At 67.4% G+C, this 21,501-nt stretch carries 19 protein-coding genes and 1 pseudogene; 9 read left to right on the forward strand and 11 right to left on the reverse strand.

Annotated features, from left to right (window positions below; all coding sequences use genetic code 11):
• Nucleotides 1-103: 103 nt before the first annotated feature.
• Nucleotides 104-1,396, forward strand: a complete 1,293-nt coding sequence (locus tag BM345_RS09470; RefSeq protein ID WP_093378292.1) for a tetratricopeptide repeat protein — start codon at nucleotides 104-106, stop codon at nucleotides 1,394-1,396.
• On the opposite strand, the gene uvrA is transcribed toward BM345_RS09470, so the two are convergent.
• Nucleotides 1,380-4,415, reverse strand: a complete 3,036-nt coding sequence (gene uvrA / locus BM345_RS09475; protein WP_093378294.1) for an excinuclease ABC subunit UvrA — start codon at nucleotides 4,413-4,415, stop codon at nucleotides 1,380-1,382. The genes BM345_RS09470 and uvrA overlap by 17 nt on opposite strands.
• 47 nt (nucleotides 4,416-4,462) lie before the next feature.
• On the reverse strand, nucleotides 4,463-5,839 hold the full coding sequence (locus BM345_RS09480) for a chloride channel protein (protein WP_093378297.1): 1,377 nt from the start codon (nucleotides 5,837-5,839) through the stop codon (nucleotides 4,463-4,465).
• 228 nt (nucleotides 5,840-6,067) lie between these two features.
• Here BM345_RS09480 and ssb point away from each other — a divergent pair, with 228 nt between their 5' ends.
• The 6 genes from ssb (at nucleotide 6,068) to BM345_RS09510 (ending at nucleotide 11,113) form a co-directional block, all read left to right on the forward strand.
• A complete protein-coding gene (gene ssb, locus BM345_RS09485; RefSeq protein WP_093378299.1) occupies nucleotides 6,068-6,604 on the forward strand; it encodes a single-stranded DNA-binding protein in 537 nt (178 codons plus the stop codon).
• A 354-nt stretch (nucleotides 6,605-6,958) separates the two neighbouring features.
• Nucleotides 6,959-9,232 (forward strand): PAS domain-containing sensor histidine kinase, encoded by a 2,274-nt coding sequence (locus BM345_RS09490; RefSeq protein ID WP_175544954.1) that lies wholly within the window; start codon nucleotides 6,959-6,961, stop codon nucleotides 9,230-9,232.
• Nucleotides 9,232-9,858 (forward strand): response regulator transcription factor, encoded by a 627-nt coding sequence (locus BM345_RS09495; protein ID WP_093378304.1) that lies wholly within the window; start codon nucleotides 9,232-9,234, stop codon nucleotides 9,856-9,858. Before BM345_RS09490 ends, BM345_RS09495 begins: the two co-directional genes overlap by 1 nt.
• 107 nt (nucleotides 9,859-9,965) lie before the next feature.
• Entirely contained in the window at nucleotides 9,966-10,346 is a 381-nt protein-coding gene (locus BM345_RS09500; RefSeq protein WP_093378307.1) for a response regulator transcription factor, read from the forward strand.
• A gap of 37 nt (nucleotides 10,347-10,383) precedes the next feature.
• Nucleotides 10,384-10,632 carry a hypothetical protein gene (locus tag BM345_RS09505; RefSeq protein ID WP_093378309.1) on the forward strand — a complete coding sequence of 83 codons (249 nt, stop codon included), beginning with the start codon at nucleotides 10,384-10,386 and terminating at the stop codon, nucleotides 10,630-10,632.
• 106 nt (nucleotides 10,633-10,738) lie between these two features.
• Nucleotides 10,739-11,113 carry a hypothetical protein gene (locus BM345_RS09510; protein WP_093378312.1) on the forward strand — a complete coding sequence of 125 codons (375 nt, stop codon included), beginning with the start codon at nucleotides 10,739-10,741 and terminating at the stop codon, nucleotides 11,111-11,113.
• Between the two features lie 43 nt (nucleotides 11,114-11,156).
• On the opposite strand, the gene BM345_RS09515 is transcribed toward BM345_RS09510, so the two are convergent.
• The 3 genes from BM345_RS09515 to BM345_RS09525 are packed head-to-tail and all read right to left on the reverse strand — an operon-like array spanning nucleotide 11,157 to nucleotide 14,725.
• Complete coding sequence (locus BM345_RS09515; protein ID WP_093378314.1) at nucleotides 11,157-11,369, reverse strand: hypothetical protein; 213 nt, start codon at nucleotides 11,367-11,369, stop codon at nucleotides 11,157-11,159.
• Nucleotides 11,366-12,577 carry a PepSY-associated TM helix domain-containing protein gene (locus tag BM345_RS09520; protein ID WP_093378318.1) on the reverse strand — a complete coding sequence of 404 codons (1,212 nt, stop codon included), beginning with the start codon at nucleotides 12,575-12,577 and terminating at the stop codon, nucleotides 11,366-11,368. The genes BM345_RS09515 and BM345_RS09520 overlap by 4 nt, the downstream gene beginning before the upstream one ends.
• A gap of 42 nt (nucleotides 12,578-12,619) precedes the next feature.
• Nucleotides 12,620-14,725: a TonB-dependent siderophore receptor gene (locus BM345_RS09525; protein ID WP_093378321.1), complete on the reverse strand. Its 2,106-nt coding sequence runs from the start codon at nucleotides 14,723-14,725 to the stop codon at nucleotides 12,620-12,622.
• Nucleotides 14,726-14,912: 187 nt separating this feature from the next.
• Here BM345_RS09525 and BM345_RS09530 point away from each other — a divergent pair, with 187 nt between their 5' ends.
• Nucleotides 14,913-15,896: an LLM class flavin-dependent oxidoreductase gene (locus tag BM345_RS09530; protein WP_093378323.1), complete on the forward strand. Its 984-nt coding sequence runs from the start codon at nucleotides 14,913-14,915 to the stop codon at nucleotides 15,894-15,896.
• A 22-nt stretch (nucleotides 15,897-15,918) separates the two neighbouring features.
• Here the strand turns inward: BM345_RS09530 and mnmA are convergent, their stop codons facing one another.
• The 6 genes from mnmA to BM345_RS09560 all read right to left on the reverse strand — a co-directional run bounded on the left by mnmA (nucleotide 15,919) and on the right by BM345_RS09560 (nucleotide 21,082).
• The gene (gene mnmA, locus BM345_RS09535; protein ID WP_093378326.1) at nucleotides 15,919-17,034 is read right to left on the reverse strand and encodes a tRNA 2-thiouridine(34) synthase MnmA; all 1,116 of its coding nucleotides are present in this window, start codon (nucleotides 17,032-17,034) and stop codon (nucleotides 15,919-15,921) included.
• A 54-nt stretch (nucleotides 17,035-17,088) separates the two neighbouring features.
• Nucleotides 17,089-17,562: an NUDIX hydrolase gene (locus tag BM345_RS09540; protein ID WP_093378329.1), complete on the reverse strand. Its 474-nt coding sequence runs from the start codon at nucleotides 17,560-17,562 to the stop codon at nucleotides 17,089-17,091.
• Nucleotides 17,559-18,293, reverse strand: coding sequence for a sensor histidine kinase (locus BM345_RS09545; RefSeq protein ID WP_175544955.1), 735 nt, complete (start codon nucleotides 18,291-18,293; stop codon nucleotides 17,559-17,561). Before BM345_RS09545 ends, BM345_RS09540 begins: the two co-directional genes overlap by 4 nt.
• Nucleotides 18,212-19,975: a CHASE2 domain-containing protein gene (locus BM345_RS09550; RefSeq protein WP_093378334.1), complete on the reverse strand. Its 1,764-nt coding sequence runs from the start codon at nucleotides 19,973-19,975 to the stop codon at nucleotides 18,212-18,214. Before BM345_RS09550 ends, BM345_RS09545 begins: the two co-directional genes overlap by 82 nt.
• A 64-nt stretch (nucleotides 19,976-20,039) precedes the next feature.
• Nucleotides 20,040-20,342 carry a hypothetical protein gene (locus BM345_RS09555; protein ID WP_139237491.1) on the reverse strand — a complete coding sequence of 101 codons (303 nt, stop codon included), beginning with the start codon at nucleotides 20,340-20,342 and terminating at the stop codon, nucleotides 20,040-20,042.
• Complete coding sequence (locus tag BM345_RS09560) at nucleotides 20,339-21,082, reverse strand: response regulator transcription factor (RefSeq protein WP_093378340.1); 744 nt, start codon at nucleotides 21,080-21,082, stop codon at nucleotides 20,339-20,341. Before BM345_RS09560 ends, BM345_RS09555 begins: the two co-directional genes overlap by 4 nt.
• A 288-nt stretch (nucleotides 21,083-21,370) precedes the next feature.
• On the opposite strand from BM345_RS09560, the pseudogene BM345_RS09565 reads away from it, so the two are divergent.
• Nucleotides 21,371-21,501: pseudogene (locus BM345_RS09565) on the forward strand (NAD(P)(+) transhydrogenase (Re/Si-specific) subunit alpha); the annotation flags it as partial.

The raw sequence follows: 21,501 nt of genomic DNA on the forward strand, positions 1-21,501 counted from the left end.
GAGTGGGGCTGGCGGAATCGTCAGGCTTGTTGCGAAAATGGCTGCGGCCCGGCGAACCGGGCGAACTTACGCTTTCCGGACGGCCCGTTCAAGGAGAGTCCCCATGAGCTTGCAAGACGCCCGCGGCGAGGTCCTGTCCACCGACCAGGATGCGGTGCTCGCCATCTACGAGCAATCGCTCGATCTGTTCAACAGCCTTCGAATGGATCCGGTGGCCACGCTGCAGCCTGCCCTGGAGATGGACCCGGACTTCATCTCCGGCCACCTGCTGATGGCCGGACTGATGCTCAGTGCCATCGACGCGCAGGCACTGCCTCAGGCGCGTGACAGTCTGGCCGCAGCGGCCCACAGCCGCCGCCAGCCCACGGTGCGCGAGCAGTCGCTGCTGGCCGCACTGCGGCCCTGGGCCGAAGGCGACATGGGCCGCGCCAACCGGCTGCTGGGGCGGCACCTCATCGATCATCCGCGCGACCTGTTCGCGCTTCAGCTCACCCACATGTGCGACCTGGTGCTGGGCCAGCCCACGCTGCTGCGCGACCGCGTCGGCCGCGCCCTGTCGCACTGGAGCGCGGCGGACGGCGGCTACGGCTACGTGCTGGGCATGCATGCCTTCGGCCTGGAGGAATGCAACGAGTACGACCGGGCCCAGGCGGCCGGCGAAGCGGCGCTGGAGCGCAACCCCTGGGATGCCTGGGCGGTGCATGCGCTGGCGCATGTGCACGAGATGCGCGGCGATGCCGAGGCCGGCATCCGCTGGCTCGACGAAGGCAACACGCACTGGCAGCAGGACAACATGCTGGCCGTGCACAACTGGTGGCACCTGGCGTTGCAGCACCTGCGCATGGACGACACGGCGTCGGCGCTGGCGGTGTACGACCGCATCATCGCGCCCCAGCCCGCGTCGATGGCGCTGGACCTGGTGGACGGCAGTGCGCTGCTGTGGCGGCTCATGCTTCGCGGCGTGGACGTGGGCGATCGCTGGCAGGCCCTGGCGGCGCGCTGGCGCGAGTGGGCGCAGCCCGGCTGGTCCACCTTCAACGACATGCATGCGCTGCTGGCACAGGTCGGCGACGGCTCGGCCGCAGGCATCGCGGCGCTGCGCGCGGCCATGGATGCGGTGCCGGTGGATGTCGCGCCTTCCCCCTGGTGGCGCGAGGCATCGGCGGCGGCCGATGCGATGCAGGCCTTCGGCGAAGGCCGCTACCAGCACTGTGCGGACCGGTTGCTGCCGCTACTGCATGCCAACCTGGGCTATGGCGGCAGCCAGGCGCAGCGGGGCATCTTCCACCTCACGGCCTGCGAGGCGGCGCGGCGCGCGGGCGACGAGGCCCTGCACGCGGCGCTGCTGGGCGAGGCGGCGGCGCGCACCTCGCTTCGCGCTACAGCAGCCGCTTGAGGTAACGGCCGGTGTGGCTGGCCTCGTTCGCGGCCAGCTTTTCCGGCGTGCCTTCGCCCACCACGGTGCCGCCGCCGGCGCCACCCTCGGGGCCCATGTCGATCAGCCAGTCGGCGGTCTTGATGACGTCCAGGTTGTGCTCGATCACCACGATGGTGTTGCCCGCGTCGCGCAGCTGGTGCAGCACCTTCAGCAGCAGTTCGATGTCGGCGAAGTGCAGGCCGGTGGTGGGCTCGTCCAGGATGTAGAGGGTGCGGCCGGTGTCGCGCTTGGACAGTTCCAGCGCGAGCTTGACGCGCTGCGCTTCGCCGCCCGAGAGCGTGGTCGCGGCCTGGCCCAGCTTGATGTAGGACAGGCCCACGTCCAGCAGCGTGTGCAGCTTGCGCTCGATGGTGGGCACCGCCTTCAGGAACTCGTGCGCGGCTTCCACCGTCATGTCGAGGATCTGGGCGATGTTCTTTCCCTTGTACTGCACCTCCAGCGTCTCGCGGTTGTAGCGCTGGCCGTGGCAGACCTCGCAGGGCACGTACACGTCGGGCAGGAAGTGCATCTCCACCTTCACCACGCCGTCCCCCTGGCAGGCCTCGCAACGGCCACCGGCCACGTTGAAGCTGAAGCGACCGGGGCCGTAGCCGCGCTCGCGCGCGGTGTTGGTCTCGGCCATCAGTTCGCGGATGGGCGTGAACAGGCCCGTGTAGGTGGCCGGGTTGCTGCGCGGCGTGCGGCCGATGGGCGACTGGTCGACGTTGATGACCTTGTCGAAGTACTCGATGCCTTCCACCGCCTCGTGCGCGGCCGGCTCCTCGTGCGCGCGGTAGAGCGTGCGCGCCACCGCGGCGTAGAGCGTGTCGTTCACCAGCGTGGACTTGCCCGAGCCCGACACGCCGGTCACGCAGGTCAGCAGTCCCACCGGGAAGGCCACGCTGACGTTCTTCAGGTTGTTGCCGGTGGCGCCCAGCACGCGGATCTCCTGCAGCGCGCTCTGCGTGGCCAGGTGCTGCGCCTCGCGTGCGGCCCGGCGCTCGGCGGCGGGGCTCATGGGGAAGCGCGAGGCGGGCTTCTTCTTCTCTTCCTCGCCGGCCTTCTTCATCACCGGCAGCCAGGGCGTGCGCCGTGCCGGCACCGCGATCTTGCGGCGGCCCGAGAGGTACTGGCCGGTGAGCGAATCCTCGTTGTCGGCCACCTGCTGGTAGTCGCCCTGCGCCATCACCTGGCCGCCGTGCACGCCGGCACCGGGGCCCATGTCGATGATGTGGTCGGCCGCGTGGATCATGTCCTCGTCGTGCTCGACCACGATCACGCTGTTGCCGATGTCGCGCAGGTGCTTCAGCGTGCCGATCAGGCGGTCGTTGTCGCGCTGGTGCAGGCCGATGCTGGGCTCGTCCAGCACGTACATCACGCCGGTCAGGCCCGAGCCGATCTGCGAGGCCAGGCGGATGCGCTGTGCCTCGCCGCCCGAGAGCGTGTCGGCGCTGCGGTCCAGGCTCAGGTAGTTCAGCCCCACGTCGTTGAGGAACTTCAGGCGCAGCCCGACTTCGCGCACCACCTTGTCGGCGATGTCGGCCTTGGCGCCGCGCAGGTGCAGGTGCTGGAAGTACTCCAGGCTCTCGCGCAGCGTGAGGTGGCTGATCTCGAAGATGGCCATGCGCCGGGGCTCGGCGCCGGCCTCGCCGGGCTCGTCCACCAGGAACACGTTGCGCGCCTCGGGCCGCAGCCGCGAGCCGCCGCAGTCGGGGCAGGGCTGCACGTTGCGGTAGCGGGCCAGCTCCTCGCGCACCATGGCCGAGTCGGTCTCGCGGTAGCGCCGCACCATGTTCGGGATGATCCCCTCGAAGGGATGCTTCTTCACCAGCTTCTTGCCGGCCGAGGCGCCCGATTCCATGGTGTAGCTGAACTTGATCTCCTCGCTGGCCGAGCCGTTGAGCAGCACCTGCTGCACGCTGGCCGGCAGCGTCTCGAAGGGCGCGTCGACGTCGAACTTGTAGTGCTTGGCCACGCTTTCCAGCATGGAGAAGTAGTAGCCGTTGCGACGGTCCCAGCCCTTGATGGCGCCGCTGCCCAGCGACAGCGAGGGGAAGCCCACCACGCGCGTCGGATCGAAGAACTCGCGGTGCCCCAGGCCGTCGCAGGCCGGGCAGGCGCCCACCGGCGAGTTGAAGGAGAACAGGCGCGGCTCCAGCTCGGCGATGGAGTAGTGGCAGATCGGGCAGGCGAACTTGGCGTTGAACAGGTGTTCCTTGTCCTCCTTGCCTTCGCCGCCCAGTTCCAGCGCGATGGCGCGGCTGTTGGCCAGGCGCAGCGCGGCCTCGAAGCTCTCGGCCAGGCGCTGCTGCATGTCGGGGCGTGCGCGCAGCCGGTCGATCACCACGTCGATGTCGTGCTTCTCGGTCTTCTTGAGCTGTGGCAGGTCGTTGTATTCGTAGGTCTGGCCGTCGACGCGGAAGCGCACGTAGCCGGCGGCCTGCATCTCGGTGAACAGCTCGGTGAACTCGCCCTTCTTCTCGCGCGCCACCGGCGCCAGGATCATCAGGCGCGGCTCGTCCGGAATGGCCAGCACCGCATCGACCATCTGCGACACCGTCTGCGACTGCAGCGCCAGGTGGTGGTCGGGGCAGTAGGGCGTGCCGGCGCGGGCGTAGAGCAGGCGCAGGTAGTCGTGGATCTCGGTCACCGTGCCCACGGTGGAGCGCGGGTTGTGGCTGGTGGCCTTCTGCTCGATGCTGATCGCGGGCGACAGGCCTTCGATCATGTCCACGTCGGGCTTGTCCATCAGCTGCAGGAACTGCCGGGCATAGGCCGACAGGCTCTCGACATAGCGGCGCTGGCCTTCGGCATACAGCGTGTCGAAGGCCAGGCTGGACTTGCCCGAGCCCGACAGGCCGGTGATCACCACCAGCTTGTTGCGCGGGATGTCCAGGTCGATGTTCTTGAGGTTGTGCGTCCGGGCGCCGCGGATGCTGATGCGCTGCTGTGCCAGCACGGCGCCGAGGTAGGCTTCTTTTTCCAGTGGGGCGTTCACGTTGGCGGCTCTTTCGGGCAACCGAGCATGATAGACGCCCGGGGAATTCATCGCTTGGGGGCGTTTTCCGGCGGATTCGCCGGGTCCGGCGGCGCGGCGAGGATCCGGGCCACCATGTGGTCGGCCAGCGCCTCGTACAGCGGCCGGCTGATCATCCGCGACACCAGGCTGGCCAGCATGGCCGAGGCCATCAGGCTGAGCACCATCGAGTGGCCGTCCACCATCTCCATCACGATCAGGAAGGCGGTGAGCGGCGCCTGCGTCACGGCCGCCAGGAAGGCAGCCATGCCCATGGCGATCAGGGCCGGCGCCAAACCGGGGTCGATCACCGCCGCCAGGCTGTGGCCGATGCCGGCGCCCACCGACAGCGAAGGCGCGAAGATGCCGCCCGGCACGCCGCACCAGGCCGTGATCCAGGTGGCGGCGGCCTTGAGCAGGGCGTACAAACCGGTCTGCTCCATCTCGCCGGCCAGCATGCGCTTGACCGCCTCGGAGCCTGCGCCGAAGGTCTGGCCTTCGCTCGCCAGGCCGATCACCGCCACCATCAGCCCGCCCGCGGCGGCGAAGCGCAGCGGCCAGCGGGCGCGCCAGCGGTTGAAGCGGTCCGGGGCGCCGGTCAGCGACATGGCCAGCAGGCGCGAGAACAGCCCACCCGCCGTGCCGCCCACCAGTGCCACCAGCAGGCCGGGCCAGAGCAGGTCCCAGTTCAGGTCGGGCACCCGGATCACGCCGAAGTAGCTGACGTTGCCGAAGGCCGAGACGGCCACCATGCCGGCCAGCACGATGGCGGTGATGATCAGGCCGCTGGAGCGCGCCTCCAGCCGGCCGGTCAGTTCCTCGATGGCGAAGACCACGCCCGCCAGCGGCGCGTTGAAGGCGGCGGCGATGCCTGCCGCCCCGCCGGCCACCAGCAGGGCTCGCGCATCGATGGTGCTGCCCGGCGAAAGCCAGCGCCGCGCATGCTGCATGACGCCCGCCGCCACCTGCACCGAAGGGCCCTCGCGGCCGATCGACAGGCCCGCCGCGAAGCCGCCCACCCCCAGCACGATCTTGGCGAAAGTCAGCCGCAGCGAGGCGAAGGCGCCGATCTTCTCGGGCGGCAGGGCCGGATGCAGGGCGGCCCGGATCTGGGGGATGCCCGAGCCCGAGGCGCCCGGAAACCATTTGTGCGTGGCCCAGACCAGAAGGGCGGTCAGCGCGGGGATCCACAGCAGCACCACCCAGGCGTTCCAGTGGTAGAGGCGCTGGAAAAGGGAGAAGGCGCGGTCCGCCGCCATGGTGAAGCCGACCACGAACAGGCCCGAAGCGAGCGCATACCCCAGCACGATGGCCCGGTCCACCCAGGTGCGCCAGCCCGAGAGCTCGGCGCGCAGGTTCTGCAGGAAGTCGGGGTCGCGGCGGTGGTGGGGGTCTTGCTGCGTCATTGCGAGGCGCGCTCATTGTGACAGTGGGGCCAGGGCCGGCCGGCGCCGTGCGGGCCATTTTCCGGCGCAGCGCCCGACCGCCTGCCGAAGCGTCTTGCGCCCGGTTGGCCGACGTCGGCAGAAATTGGCGTGCTTTCGCGTCGTCCCGGGGATGCCGGGCGGGCGGAGACGGGTAGACTCATCGACATGCCGGGCGGTCCCGGCGTTTTCTCTCTCCAAGGCAATTCCATGGCATCGGTCAACAAAGTCATCCTCGTCGGCAACCTCGGCCGCGACCCCGAAACCCGCACCTTCCCCAGTGGCGACCAGGTGTGCAACGTGACCCTGGCGACCACCGACAAGTGGAAGGACAAGCAGAGCGGCGAAATGCGCGAAGCCACCGAGTGGCACCGCCTGGTCTTCAACGGCCGCCTGGCCGAAATCGCCGCCCAGTACCTGCGCAAGGGCTCGCAGATCTACGTCGAAGGCCAGATCCGCACCCGCAAGTACAACGACAAGGACGGCGTGGAGAAGTACGCCACCGACATCCGCGTCGACCAGATGCAGATGCTGGGCAGCCGCCAGGGCCAGGGCGGCCCCTCGGGCGGTGGCGATGACGAAGGCTACGGCGGTGGTGGCGGCGGTGGCGGTGGTGGTTACGGCGGTGGCGGCGGCGGATCTCGCGCCCCGGCTGCGGCCCCCCGCGCCCCGGCGCCCGCGCCGCGCCAGGCGCCCGCCCGCTCTTCCTCGGGTTTTGACGACATGGACGACGACATTCCGTTCTAAAACGGAAATGTGTAAACAAGGGCCCGCAGTGCCAGTCGCTGCGGGCTTTTTTGTTTGTTTTCGCCGATCTAGCGACTTCGACGCCCCTGCCTGCAGCGGACTTCTTGGACCAGTACGGAAGGACCTGCCCTGAAGTGAGTCACTACCACGATGGACTGGGGCCCCAAAAGGCTCACCCACCAAGGTCGCGTTTATCCAGCGACTTTCGAGCGAACGGGCGATTTGACGGTGCCGTGACAGCGCTCACGAGGACGTTCAGAATGGCGTTCACCTACCGAACGAGGAATTGGCCCTACCAACGGCGCCGCGCGACATGCTGCGGCTCACATGCCGCGACGCCTACCGGAGTCGCTCGTGACGAAACGTAAGAACGGCGAAACGCCGTCGCGCTCGGCGTGCCGGCCTTTCGAGCGGCAGGCGCAAGCCTCGCTGCGCGAGCACGCCGACCTGCTGAATCTCACGCATGACGCCATGGTCGTGCGCGACATGGAGGCAGTGATCAAGTACTGGAACCGCGGCGCCGAGGAGATGTATGGATGGACGGCTGAAGAGGCGCTCGGCAAGTCCGCGCCCGAGCTGCTGAAGACCATCTCCACCGTGCCGCTCGAGCAGATCGAACTGCAGGTGCTGAGCACCGGACGTTGGGAAGGCGAACTGGTGCATCACAGACGGAACGGAACACCGGTGGTGGTGGCGAGCCGCCTGGCCTTGCAGCGAGACGAGCAGGGCCAGCCGATGGCGATCCTGGCGACCAATACCGACATCACGCAGCGCAAGCGGGCCGAGGAGGCTCGGCAGGAACTCGAAGAGCAATGGAGAGCTGCCTTCGAAGCGAATCCCACGATGTACTTCATCATCGACGCGGCCGGCATGATCCTGTCGGTGAATCCCGTCGGCGCTGAGCAGTTGGGTTGGCGCGTGAGCCAGTTGATCGGCCAACCGGTGCTGAATGTTTTCTACGAACCCGATCGTGCGTTCGTCCAGGAAAGCGCCGAGCAGGCTTTCAGACAGCCGGGCCGCGTGATGCGCTGGATGGCGCGCAAGGTCCGCAAGGACGGCTCGGTGCGGTGGGTCCGGGAGTCGGCAAATGCAGTCGTGCTGAAGGGCGGGCCAGTGTTGCTCGTGGCGTGCGAGGACATCACCGAGCGCAAGCATGCCGAGGAGGCGTTGCGCGAGAGCGAGGAGCGCTTTCGCACGCTCGTGAAGTTCTCTTTCGACGTGTATTGGGAGAGCGATGCCCAGCATCGCTTCACCCGGCAGGAATATTCCGCACAGTTCGACCGCGCGCCGGCGCCCGGAGCGGAGATCGGCAAGACGCGATGGGAAGTGCCCCACCTGGAGCCGGACGAGGAGGCTTGGCGCCAGCACCGCGCAGCGCTCGATGCCCATGTCCCGTTCCGCGACTTCGAACTCGCCCGGGCCACGCCCGACGGCGGTATACGTCACGTGTCGGTATCCGGGCTGCCGATGTTCGACGATGCGGGGCGCTTCACAGGCTACCGGGGCGTCGGACGGGACATCACCGAGCGCAAACGGGCCGAGTACTTGACGCGGCAGATGTTCGAGAGCGCCTCCGATGGCGTGGCCGTGATCGGGCGGGATCACCGCTTTCAAAGGGTCAATGCAGTCTACGAGCGCAATTGGAGGATGCCGGCCGGGAAGATCGCCGGCATGCATGTCGCCGATGTCCTGGGGGCCGACGTCTTCGACCGCACCGTGAAGCCGAATCTCGACCGCTGTCTCGCCGGAGAACAGTTCACGTTCGCTGAATGGTTCACGACCGAACTTGGGCGCCTCTACCTGTCGGTGTCCTACTCGCCGCTGCGGCTCGATTCGGAGCGTCTGGAGGCAGCGCTTGTGATCACGCGCGATCTCACCGACCACGTCCTCGCGTCGGAAGCCCTGCGAGAGGCGCAGGCGGCGCTTGCGCGAGTCAACCGCGTGACCACCCTCGGCGTGCTCGCAGCCTCGATCGCGCACGAGGTCAACCAGCCGCTCGGAGCCATGGTCGCGAGCGCCGGATCTTGCGCGCGCTGGCTCGCGGCCCAGCCGCCCGAGTTCGAAAAGGCGCAGCGCTCGCTCGAACGCATTGCCAGGGATGGCAAGCGCGCGGGCGAAGTCATCGACCGCATCCGGGCATTGGTCATGCGCCAGCCGCCGCGGCGGGACCGCGTCGACGTCAACCAATTCATCCAGGGCGTGCTTGCGCTCACGCGTGACCAGATGCGCCGCAATGACATTGCGCTCGAGAAGTCGCTTGCCGACGGCCTGTCGCCCGTCTGGGGCGACAGGGTACAACTCCAGCAGGTGCTCCTCAATCTGATCGTCAACGCCATCGAGGCCATGAGCGCACCCGGCAATCGCCCGCGACAGATGGTCGTCGGGTCCAGCGAAGCGCGGGGCAGCGTGTGCATCGAGGTGCGCGACTCGGGCCCCGGCATCGCGCCGGCAATCGCGAACAAGCTCTTCGAGCCCTTCCATACTTCCAAGGCGCAGGGCATCGGCATGGGGCTTTCGATCAGCCGGTCGATCATCGAGTCCCACGGCGGCCAGCTCTGGACCGCGCCGAACCTGCCCCACGGCGCGGTGTTCCGGTTTTCGCTGCCGGTCGGACAACGGGAGCCGTAGTGGCACCCGAGCGGCCCGTCGTCTTCGTGGTCGACGACGACCTGGCCATGCGCGAGGCGCTCCAGGATCTCCTGGCCTCCGTCGGAATGGACGTGCGCGTTTTCGCCTCGACGCAGGACTTCATGCAGGCGCAGCGCCCGGACGCGCCTGGCTGCTTGGTGCTCGACGTGCGGCTGCCCGGCGCAAGTGGTTTGAGCTTTCAGGAAGAACTCCCGCGAGCGGGCGTCGATCTGCCGGTGATCTTCATCACCGGGCACGGCGACATTCCGATGACGGTGCGCGCCATGAAGGCCGGCGCAGTCGAGTTCCTGAGCAAGCCCTTCCGTGACCAGGAGCTTCTCGATGCGATCGATGCCGCGGTCGTGCGGCACCGCGCGCGGCGCCACGCGACGGCGCTCGTTGTGGAGCTCCAGCAACGCTTCGCCGCGCTCACTCAGCGTGAGCGTGAAGTCATGGCACTGGTGAGCGTCGGGCGCGTGAACAAGCAGATCGCGGCCGAGCTGGGCATCAGCGAGGCCACCGTCAAGGTCCACCGGGGGCAGATCATGCGCAAGATGCAGTCGAAGTCCTTGGCGCAGCTCGTGCGCATCGCGGACACGCTCGGCCTTTCCAATCCAAAGCCTTAGGCGCCTAAACCAAAGTCGTAGAGCGCGCGTCGCTCGTGCAATGGTCTTGCGCGCGTCATCGGCCTAGTCTTGCATCAACGTTCAAGAAGGCCTGCAAGGAGATCCTAGTGCGCGACAAGGCAACCGTTGCGATCGTGGACGACGATGGATCGGTTCGAGAGACCACGAAGGACCTGCTCGACTCGGCGGGCTTGTCCGCCGCCACCTTCGCCTCGGCCGAGAGCTTCCTGCAATCGAAGGAGACATGCGCCATCCAATGCCTCATCGCCGACATGCGCATGCCGGGAATGACGGGTCTCGAGCTGCACGGCCGCCTGGCTGCCGCCGGCACTCCGATTCCCACGGTCCTCATCACCGCCTACCCCGACGAGCGAGAGCGCGTACGCGCCTTGGAAGCAGGGGTCATCTGCTTTCTCGCAAAGCCGTTCACTGCTGATGACCTACTTGCCTGCGTCGTGAGCGCCCTGCACGGACCCGATCTCGCGTGAGGCGCACGACCATGCTTCCTGGAACCACTTTACTGCAATGAAATCGGAAGACTCCCCTCTGGACGCCGCCTCCAACTCATCCGCCGCACCATCCACCTTCGAGCTGCGGTTTCCATCGCTGCGCAGCACGGGGCGCGCACTGTCATTTCCCTGCGATGCCAGCGGCTCAGTGCAAATGGACAAGTTGAGCACGCGCGCGCTGAATAACTACCTTCTCGCGCGCGCACTGATGGGGCGCGACTACGGGTGGCCCAGCGTGCAGGCCTTTTGCGAGGGGCAATCCTGAAGCAAGGAACCAGGGGCATGGGCGATTGATCTGCCGAAATCCCGGGCAAATTGGCGGTGACGATCGGCACGGTCAAGCTTGGCCGCGCCCAAGTGTCGGAGAAATCATGTCGAATGAGACCTTGAAGGGCGACTTGAACTTGATCAGGGAGGCGCGAGCCTTCTTCGATCATTTGCTGGCACGGCTGCAGGCGTTGGATGCGGAGCACGCTTCGAGCCAACTGCATCGGCAGCATGCTGCGGGAGACTCCCCGAATAGTCCGTGGGACACCTCTTCCTCTCTGAGACACGTCGAGTCCGAAGCGTTGAAGCTCTACCTCGCATCGGTCGGCGCATTGCTGAAGGCAAGCGAGGCACTCATCGACACGCGGTCAAGAGTACCGGCTCCCAACCGCGCAGCCAGGTTGGCAGAGCTGGTCGATCAAACCAAGGAGGCCTGTCGAATCGCCTATCGAGCTGCGCTCCTCGTCACGGACAGTTAGGCAAGACCCCCTCCGAACGTGGGTCGCGGATAGGCTGAGCGGTTCAGGGCCGGGGACGCCGGCGCCGCCCCCAGCCGTACCAGAAGCAGATGAAGGTCGGGATGCCCAGCGCAATCCAGGCCAGCATGTCGCCCGGGCCACCGTCGCTGAACAATGCCGAGATCAGCCCCAAGCTGGTCATCAGGCCCAGCACGACGGGCCAGCCCCACAGTCGCCAGAAGTGCGAGGGGTGTCGTTGCTGCGGTTCCTTGCTCATGTCGACGTCAAGGCCTTGGCGGCGGCGGGTTGCGGGGTGGGCGTGAGCGCGTCGCCTTGCGCACCAGCCGTCCTGGCCTCGTCCTTCGACTTGCTGTGCTCGTGCACCGGGTTGCCGCGCTTGAGCCACAGGTACAGGCCGCTGCCCAGAACGATGATGGTGGCGATGTCCAGCAGCGCCCAGATGATCTGCATGGGCATGCCGCCGTAGTCGCCGAAGTGCAGCGGCTGCGACACCAGCAGGGCCGTCAGGTACCACGGCAGGTGCGGACTGGCGGTGATCTCGGTGGTCTTGGCGTCCACCAGCACCGGTTGCAGCAGCTTCGAGGTGATCGGCGTGTTGCCGCGCAGGAAGACAGTGGTGTGATGGGGGCTTGAGAAGGCCGTGCCTGGGAAGGCGATGAAGGACAGCTTGTTGCCCGGCGCGCTCTGCACCGCCACTTCCAGCGAGCGCTGGACCGAGCCGCGCTCCGCCACCGGCACCAGCGGCTGGCCCTGGTAGGGCGCCAGCAGGTGGCTGAGCTGGTCGTACTGCCAGTACTTGATGATCAGGTCGGCCCAGGTGTTGATCATGCCGGTGGCGCCCACGGTGAAGGCCCACACCAGCGTGACGACGCCCAGCAGGTTGTGCAGGTCCAGCCACTTCAGGCGCGGCCGGCGCTCGCGGCGCACCGTGCCGAACTCCAGCTTGCGCATGAAGGGCGAATACAGCACCACGCCGCTGACGATGGCCACCAGCAGCAAGAGGCCCATGAAGCCCAGGAACAGCTTGCCCGCCAGGCCCGCGAACAGGTCCACGTGCAGCTTGAACATCACGTACATGAAGCCCTCGTCGAACTTGGGCTGGGCCAGCAGTTGGCCGGTGCGTGCGTCGATCGCCACCGACTTGAAGTCGTCGGTGGGTGCCGGCGTGGGCGTCATGGTGACGAACCAGATCTTGTCGCTGTCCTCCTCCTGCGAGACGAACTGCACCACGCGGTCGGGGTGCAGGGACTTCGCGGTCGTGAGGACATCGTCCAGGCTCACGCGCTGCTTCGCCCGGTCGGCGGGCAGCTCGGGCGCCTCGACCTCGGTGCCCAGCAGGTGGCCGATCTCGTGGTGGAAGATCAGCGGCAGCCCCGTCAGGCAAAGCAGCAGCATGAAGACGGTGCAGACCAGGCTGCTCCACTTGTGGACCCAGGTCCAGGTCTTGATGCGTCGAGTGTTCATGGCAGTCATGCCGGCCCGGAGGCCGGCGGAAAGGGCGTTGGCTTAGAAGCGGTAGGTGGCACTGGCGACGACGTTGCGGCGGGCGCCGTACCAGCAATCACCCCGCGACAGGCAGGTGCTGAAATAGGTCTTGTCGGTGAGGTTGTTGACGTTGAGCGCAAGGCGCCACTGCGCATTTTCCCAGGAGATCATGGCGTCGACCAAGGTCTGGCTGGGCACCTCCGGACCAATGCCGTAGGAGATGTCGCGGAAGGAGCTCATCCACCGCACGCCCGCGCCCACGGCGAAGCCGGGCATGCCCGCGATCTGGAAGCGGTACTTGGCCCAGATGCTGGCCATGTTCTCAGGCAGGCCCTCAAGAATCGGGTCGACGTCGGTGTAGGTGTAGTTGGCGATCACGTCCAGGGCCGCGGTAACGCGTCCGCGGGCCTCCAGTTCCACGCCCTTGGTCTTGGTGTCCGGCAGTTGATCGACGACGTTGGGCATGGGCGAGGTGGTCCGGTCCTTTTCGCGCAGGTCGTACACCGCGGCATTGAAGGCCAGCGCACGATCCTTGGGCTCGTACTTCAGGCCGGCTTCCCACTGTTCGCCGCGCAGCGGCCGCAGCACCTGGCCATTGAATGGCGCCTGCGGCGTGAACGATTCGGCGTAGCTGACATACGGCGACCAGCCGCTCGGGAACGCATAGAGCAGACCAAAGCGCTTGGTCGTGGCGTCATCCTTCTGGTCGGGCGAGCCCTCGGCGCCCGAGGTGGTCCAGTCGCGGCGAAGGCCGGCCAGGAAGACCCAGTTGTCCAGCTTCATCTGGTCCTGCACATACAGGCCAGCACTTCGCTGGGTGGTCTGCGGCAGCGGATCGCGCGAGTCGGGCAGCATCAGGTTCCCATACACCGGAGCGTAGGCGTCGATCTCGCTGTAGCCCACGGTGCCGCCGTAGACGTTCTCCTTCTGGCGGGAGAAGTCGGCGCCGACCAGCAGCGTGTGCTTCACGATGCCGGTGTTGAAGTGGCCCTCGACGTTGTTGTCCATCACGGCCATCTCGTTCTTGGTGAGCGAGTAGTCGAGGTAACGGCCCAGGATGCGCTTGTTGATGGGATCTGCGCCCCAGCCGCCCGGGATGGTGAACGAGTCGCCCCAGTGGTAGCGGTTGTCGTTGTCGTTCTTGGCGTAGCGGAAGTTGTTGCGGTAAGCCCAGGCGTCGTTGAACTTGTGCTCGAACTGCCAGCCGAAGGTCTTGCGCTCGCTGTTGTAGTAGTCGCCCGGCTCTCCGATGAAGCGGCTGCTGGGCAATTGGCCATTGGGGTTGGGCAGCAGCGTGCCTTCCCAGGGGAAGAACTGCGAGGTGCTGCCCGCCTTGTCCTTCTGGTAGAGGCCCTGCAGCGTCAGCGAGGTTGCGCCGCTGGGTCGCCAGGTGAGCGACGGCGCGATCAGGTTGCGGTCGTCGGGCACGTAGTCGACCTGCGTGTCCGACTTGCGCGACAGCGCGATCAGGCGGTAGGACCACTCGCCATCCTGCGTGAGCGAGCCGGTCAGGTCGGCCTGGATCTGCTTGCGGCCATGGCTGCCGAACTCCACGCCGACTTCACGCTGGGTTTCCTGCAGGGGGCGCTTGCTCACCATGTTGACGATGCCCGCCGCGGTGCCCGAGCCGTAGAGCATGCCGGAGGGGCCGCGCAGGACTTCCAGCCGCTCCAGCATGTAGGGCTCCGTGCGCGTGGTGCTGGTGTAGTAGCCGTAGTTCTGGCGCAAGCCGTCGAGATAGATGTCGGGGTAGCTGCCGCGGATTCGCACCGAGTCGGTCCGGCTGTCCAGGCCGTACGCGTCCGAGCGGACGCCGGCGGCGTAGTTGAGCGCGTCCTGAAGATTGGTGGCGCCCTGGTCGACCATCTGGTCGCGCGGGATGATGGTCACCGATTGCGGCGTCTCCACCAGCGGCGTGTCGGTCTTGGTCGCCGACATCGCGTTCTTCGCCCGGTAGCCGATCACCGGCGTGGTGGCCGTCTCGGCGGTGGCATTCGCGTCCACGCGCACTTCCGGCAACACGGCGGTTGCGCCGGTCTGGGCCGCGGCCCATTGCGGGGCGCTCCCGAGGGCGATGAAGCTGGCCACCAAGGCTGCAGTTGGGTTCAGGCGGAAGTAAGCGCTCATTTGATTTCTTATGGGCTTGGATTGAAAGGACGTTGAAAGAATAAGAACGATTCGCATTCTAAGTAAACAGAAAGCAAAGTTGTCCAAAACGTCCTCAGTGCCAGGGAATTGCACCCCGGGGCAATCGAAGCGCGCTGCGTCCCGACGCCAGCAAGGGATGTCCCTTTTGGCCATCATTGCCAACCCTATGGCCCCCTTTTCCATCCTCGACCTGTCGCCCGTCTGCGAGGGCGGCGACGCCTCCCAGTCCTTCCGCAACTCCCTGTCGCTGGCGCAGCACGGGGAACGGCTGGGCTACCGCCGCTACTGGCTGGCCGAGCATCACGGCATGCCGGGCATCGCCAGCGCGGCCACGGCCGTGCTGCTGGCCTACGTGGGCGCCGGCACGTCCACCATCCGCATCGGCGCGGGCGGCGTGATGCTTCCCAACCACTCGCCGCTGGTGATCGCCGAGCAGTTCGGCACGCTGGAGTCGCTCTATCCCGGCCGCATCGACCTGGGCCTCGGCCGGGCACCGGGCTCGGACCAGCGCACGGCGCGTGCCCTGCGCCGCGACCTGGAGACCAATTCCGACCAGTTCCCGCAGGACGTGCTGGAGCTGATGGACTTCATGTCCAAGGAACCGCGCCAGCCGGTGATGGCCGTGCCCGGGCGCGGGCTGGAGGTGCCGATCTGGATCCTGGGCTCCAGCACCTTCGGCGCCCAGCTGGCGGCGCACCTGGGCCTGCCCTACGCCTTCGCCTCGCACTTCGCGCCGCAACAGCTGATGCAGGCGATCGAGATCTACCGCTCCACCTTCAAGCCCTCGGCACAGCTGGACAAGCCCTACGTGATGCTGGGCTTCAACGTGTTCTGCGCGGATACCGACGAAGAGGCGCGCTTTCGGGCCACCTCATGGCAGCAGGCCTTCGTCAACCTGCGCAGCGGCCGGCCGGGCCGTCTGCCGCCGCCGGTGCAGGGCTACCGCGAGCACGTCGGCCCCGCCGAGGCCTCGCTTCTCGATTCGGTGCTGTCGTGCTCGGCCGTGGGTTCGCCCGAGACTGTGAAGGCGGCCGTCGACGCTTTCGTGGCGCGCACCGGCGCCGACGAGCTGATGGTCACCTCGCAGATCTTCGACCACGAGGCCCGCCTGCGCTCCTACGAACTGCTGGCGCAGCTGCGCCGGGACTGAACCCGGCGCTGCGAGCGCAAGTTCAGGCCGCCCCGGCGATCACGCCGCCGCCCAGGCACACCTCGCCGTCGTACAGCACGGCCGACTGGCCGGGCGTGACGGCCCACTGGGCCTGCGGGAACTTCAGCTGGAAAGCGCCGTTGGCGCCCTCGGCCAGGGCGCAGTCCGCATCGGCCTGGCGGTAGCGCGACTTGGCGCCGTAGCCGCCGCCGGCCGGCGCCTCGCCGGCGACCCAGCTCGCGTCGTCGGCCTCCAGCGTGTGCGTCAGCAGCCAGGGATGGTCGTGCCCCTGCACCACCCACAGCGTATTGGCCTCGATGTCCTTGCGCGCCACGAACCAGGGCGAATGGTCGCCGCTGCCGCGCGCCGCTCCCTTTTCCTTCACGCCGCCGATGCCCAGGCCCTGGCGCTGGCCCAGGGTGTAGAAGGACAGGCCCTGGTGCTCGCCCAGCACGCGGCCGCGGGCGTCGCGGATGGGCCCCGGCTCCTTGCTGATGTAGCGGTTGAGGAACTCGCGGAAGGGCCGCTCGCCGATGAAGCAGATGCCGGTCGAGTCCTTCTTCTTCGCGTTGGGCAGGCCGATCTCGGCGGCGATGCGCCGCACTTCGGTCTTGCGCAGTTCGCCCACCGGGAACAGTGTCCTGCTCAACTGCTGCTGGTTCAGGCGGTGCAGGAAGTAGCTCTGGTCCTTGGCCGGGTCCAGGCCCTTGAGCAGTTCATGGCGGCCCGTGGCCTCGTTGAGGCGCACCCGCGCGTAGTGCCCGGTGGCGATCTGTTCGGCGCCCAGGCGAATCGCGTGGTCGAGGAAGGCCTTGAACTTGATCTCGGCGTTGCACAGCACGTCCGGGTTGGGCGTGCGGCCCGCCTGGTACTCGCGCAGGAACTCGGCGAACACGCGGTCCTTGTAGTCGGCGGCGAAGTTCACGTGCTCGATCTCGATGCCCAGCACGTCGGCCACGCTGGCGGCGTCCACGAAGTCGATGTTGGAAGAGCAGTACTCGCTGTCGTCGTCGTCTTCCCAGTTCTTCATGAAGATGCCGATGACCTCGTGGCCCTGCTGCTTGAGCAGGTGCGCCGTGACCGCGGAATCGACGCCGCCGGACAGGCCCACCACCACGCGCTTCTTGTTCGTGCTCATGGCCCCGATTGTCCCAGGGCGGCCCTATGCGCTGCCCATGTGTGGGAAATGAGGCTAGGAGTGGACCGAAGAGTCCACATGCACCAGCGAGAGCGGAAAGCGCTGCCCGGTCATGTAGTCTTCCACGCACTTCAGCAGCAGGGGGCTGCGGTGGCGGGCCTGGCTCGCGCGGATCTCCCCGGGCGTCATCCACAGCGTGCGCACGATGCCGTGGTCCAGCGCGCGGCCTTCCTCGCGCTCGCCCAGTTCGCCGGCGAAGGCGAAGCGCATGTAGGTCACGTCCTGGCTGCCCTTTCGGGTGCGGGCCATGTAGATGCCGATCAGCGCGGTGGGCGTGAAGGGGTGCGCCGTTTCCTCCAGCGCTTCGCGCGCGCAGCCTTCGGCCGGCGATTCGCCCGCATCCAGGTGCCCGGCAGGCGTGTTGAGCATCAGGCCATCGGCGGTCTCTTCCTCGACCAGCAGGAAGCGCCCCGCCTTCTCGATGATGGCGGCCACGGTCACGTTGGGTTTCCAGCGGTTGTCTGTCATGGGGCGTCGTGCAGGTGCGCGTTGGAGAGCGACTGCAGCGTCGCGGCAGCCGGCTTCGGGAGCACGAGTATGACGGTGCAGCCCTCGTTCTCCGCGCTTTCGATCTCCACGCTGCCGCCGTGCCGTTGCAGGGTGGTGCGCACCAGCAGCAGTCCCAGGCCGACGCCGTGCACCTCAGGATGCGACTCGCGGTGCAGTCGATGAAATGGCTGGAACAGCTGCTTCTGCTGCTCGGCCGCAATGCCGGGGCCCTGGTCCTGGATGGCCACACCCCAGCTCGCGTGCCGCTCGGTGATCCGGCAGACCAGCTCCGAGCCCGAAGGCGAATACTTCAGGCCGTTGCCCACCACGTTGGCCAGCGCGCGCGCCAGCAGGCCGCGGTCTCCGATGCAGGGCGCTTCTTCCAGTTCGGTCGTGAGGCTCAGGCGCACCTGCTTGCGACGCCCCTGGGCCCAGGCGTTGTCGATGGCCTGGGTCGCAAGCTCGACCAGGTCCAGCAGTTCGGCATGAAAGGGCTGGGCCTCCGCACGCGCGAGGTCGACAAAGCCGTCCGCCAGCTCCAGGCCGGTGTGGGCATGTCGCTCGATGCGCTGCAGCAGCAGGTCGCGCGGCAGCAGCGCCGGGTTGGCGCGGGCCAGCTCCACCACGGTCAGGATGGAGGCACTGGGCTCGCGGATGTCGTGCGAGATGAAGCGCAGCGCCTCGTCGCGCTGGCCCTGGGTGTGGCGCATCTTCGTGATGTCCACCAGCGCCACCATCCAGCCTGAGTGTTCGTTGTCGGCGTCGAGGAAGGGCACGCAGCGCAGCAGCAGGATGCGCCCTGCAGCGTCCTCGGCTTCGCCGGAGATCGCCGTGGGGTGCTCCGGGTCCAAAGCCCAGGCAGCACCATCGGCTGTCCATCGCGGCGCGAGCGCAGGTCTGCCAGCAGTTCGTGCGCCGGAACGCCTGCCAGTTCGAAGCCCTGGCGATGCCAAAGCCGCGCGGCGCCGCGGTTGACATAGAAGACCCGCCCCAGCCGATCGAGCACCAGCATGGTGTCGGGCATGTGGTCCATCGCATCGCGAATGAAGCGATGCATGTCGCGCACGCGCTGCACTGCAGTGGCCGTGGCGTCCATCTCGCGATCGAGGAAGTCGCCTTCCTGCGCCGGTTTGTTCAGGCGCGGAAGCCCTTCCAGCACGGCGTTCAGCTCGCGCGTGCCGCGCTGCAGGAAGCGGTAGGCCGTGCTCAGCCGCATCAGGCTCCACAGGGGATACACCGCAAGAAGGCCGCCGAGCCCCGGTGCGACGGAGAAGCGGATGCCGGTCCAGGGCTGCGCGACCTGCAGTGCGCCCATGCCCAGCAGCAGGCACACGACGAGCGAGAACACGCCCAGCGGCCCCAGCCATAGCAGGCCAAGCAACGCGATCACCAGCGGCGCCAGGTTGTAGAGAAGGTTCTGCCAGTCGGAGGCCGGGTGGATATGGGTGTGCCGCACGAGCGATTGCAGCACCGTCGCGAAGATCTCGACGCCGGGGACCAGGCCGTTCTGCGTGGGCGCGGCGACGGCGAAGAAGTCGGCCACGCTGTCTGCCGTGGCGCCCACGAGCACGTAGCGATCGTGAAAGAGCTCGCGCGGCGCCGTGCCGTCGAGCACGTCGATGTACGACACCGTGAGGAAGGGCGTCGTCGGCGCGTTGTAGAGGATCAGTTCCTGGTGGCGTCGCGTCCAGCGACCCTCGGGCGGCGAGCTGCGTCCGCCCTCCAGGATGGACGGCTGCGGCTTCAGCCTGCCTTCCGCGGCATCGCGCATCGCCATCGAGAAGTGCGGCCATTCGCGTCCCGGAAAGCCCTCGAAGAGGTACATGCCTTCGACGACGCCGTCCGCATCGACCGACAGGTGCGAATGTCCGAGGGCGGTGGCCGCGCGCGACAGCTCGGCCGTGGGCAGCACCTCGGATTGAAGCTGCGAGTTGCGGCTGGGCACCTGCATGGCCAGGGGCAGCACGACGCAGCCGGCGCTGCGCATGCTCCGGGCCAGCATCGCGTCGTCGGCAGGGAACTCCGCATTCGCATCGTCGAGCAGCAGGTCCAATCCGATGCAGCGCGGCTTGCCGGCGGAGATCTGCTGCAGCAGCTTGGCATGCAGCGCACGTCGCCAGGGCCAGCGCCCGATGGCTTCCAGGCTCTTGTCGTCGATCGCGACGATCACGATGTTGCCGGCCGCTGCCGGCCGCACGAGATTGAGGGCGCCTTCCTGCAGCAGGCGGTCGGTGCGCGCCAGCTGGTCGGTGGCCAGGAGCCAGGAAACCCCTGCGACAAGGACCGCGGCCAGGACAAGCCAGGCTCTTCGGCGCCGCGCCTTGTCCAGCCAGCGGCTGTCAGGTGCGTCGATGGTGGGCCGGTCGCTTTCGGTTGTATCTGCGAAAGACATGAGCGGGCGCAAGCCGCCCGCGCCGGGCCGGCTTGCCAGATTGAATGTGAGGGAGTGGGGCGGGCTAGCCGCGCACGCTCGCCACGACGCCTGGCGTGCGCGTGTCGAAGACCTGGGTGCGCCGCTTCAGCGGGGCGCGGCGCGGACCGGCACTCAGCGAGGCGCTCTGCAGCGCCGTCGAACTCGCGCAGGCGGCCGCTTGTCGCTCTGCCGTGTCGCAAGGGAAGCGGATCAGCGAACCGTCTGCCAGTCGCAGCGACAGGCTGGAATTGCCGATGGCCGGCGCCTCAGGGGCGGCGGCAAGCGCCGCCGAGCCCAGCAGCGCCAACAGCCCGGCGAACGGTCGAAGTTTGCGAGATGCTTTCATGCCGCCATTCCTTCGTCGCCATCCATGCCGCTGGACCCGAAGGCCGACAGCGCCGCGACTTCCACGGTCTCGAGCCGGTAGCCCAGGCCGTACACCGCCGAGAGCAGGAAGCCGTTGACCGGCCTCAGTGCCAGCTTGGTCCGCAGGCGCGAGATGTGGGTGTCCAGCGAGCGCGAAGGCTCTTCGGGGCCACGGCCCCACACGGCCTCGCGCAGGTGCTCGCGCGAGAGCAGGCGCCCGAGGTTCTGGAACAGGAACAGGGCCAGTTCGTACTCGCGGTGCTTGAGTTCGATCGGCCGGTCGTTGAAGTGCAGGGTGCGCGCCCGCGGGAAGAAGTGATAGGGACCGAACTGCAGTTCGGTCTCGTGCTGGCTGGGGTAGGCGCGGCGCAGCAGCGCGCGCACGCGGGCTTCCAGTTCGGCCACGCGGATGGGCTTGACCATGAAGTCGTCGGCGCCGGCCGAGAGGCCCGCCACCAGGTCGGCCTCTGCGCTGCGATTGGTGACGAACAGGATGGGCATGCGACTGGCGAGTTCCTCGCGCACCCACTTGACGACGGCGGGGCCCGAGATGTCGGGCAGCGTCCAGTCGAGGATCAGCAGGTCGAAGGATTGCTGTCGCAGGTCGCGCAGCAGGGCCTTGCCCTCGGAGTACGCATGGCATTCGTGTTCGATGCCCTGCATGGCGTGTTTGATGAGGTCGAGCTGTGACTGCTCGTCGTCGAGTGCGGCGATGCGCATGGTGTTTACCGTCCCTGTTTTATGACTGACAAATTTATGTCCAAAGTCTACAGGCCGTGCGCAAGACACGGTTGATTCATGGCGGAGGCGACTGTGAACTCCCGCGGCAAATGTCACGTTAGCCACAGCCAAGATGAAACCGGTGTCACGAATCTGACGCCATCGGCGTCCGATTTGCATCAACGCATCACATCTGGCGCGCAAGTGCGCAGGTCAAGTGTCCCTTTGTAATCTTCGGGTAAGCTCGCCCGGTTTGCGCTGACCTACCCAGCCCTGAGGAGACTTCATATGTTGATTGGCGTGTCTGCCGAGACCACGGCGGGCGAGACCCGTGTGGCCGTCACCCCCGAGACGGCCAAGAAGCTCGTTGCCTTGGGGCATACGGTGCGCGTTCAATCCGGCGCGGGCATCACCGCTGC

The organism is Variovorax sp. OV329, assembly GCF_900114785.1.
Classification (GTDB): Bacteria; Pseudomonadota; Gammaproteobacteria; order Burkholderiales; family Burkholderiaceae_C; genus Variovorax.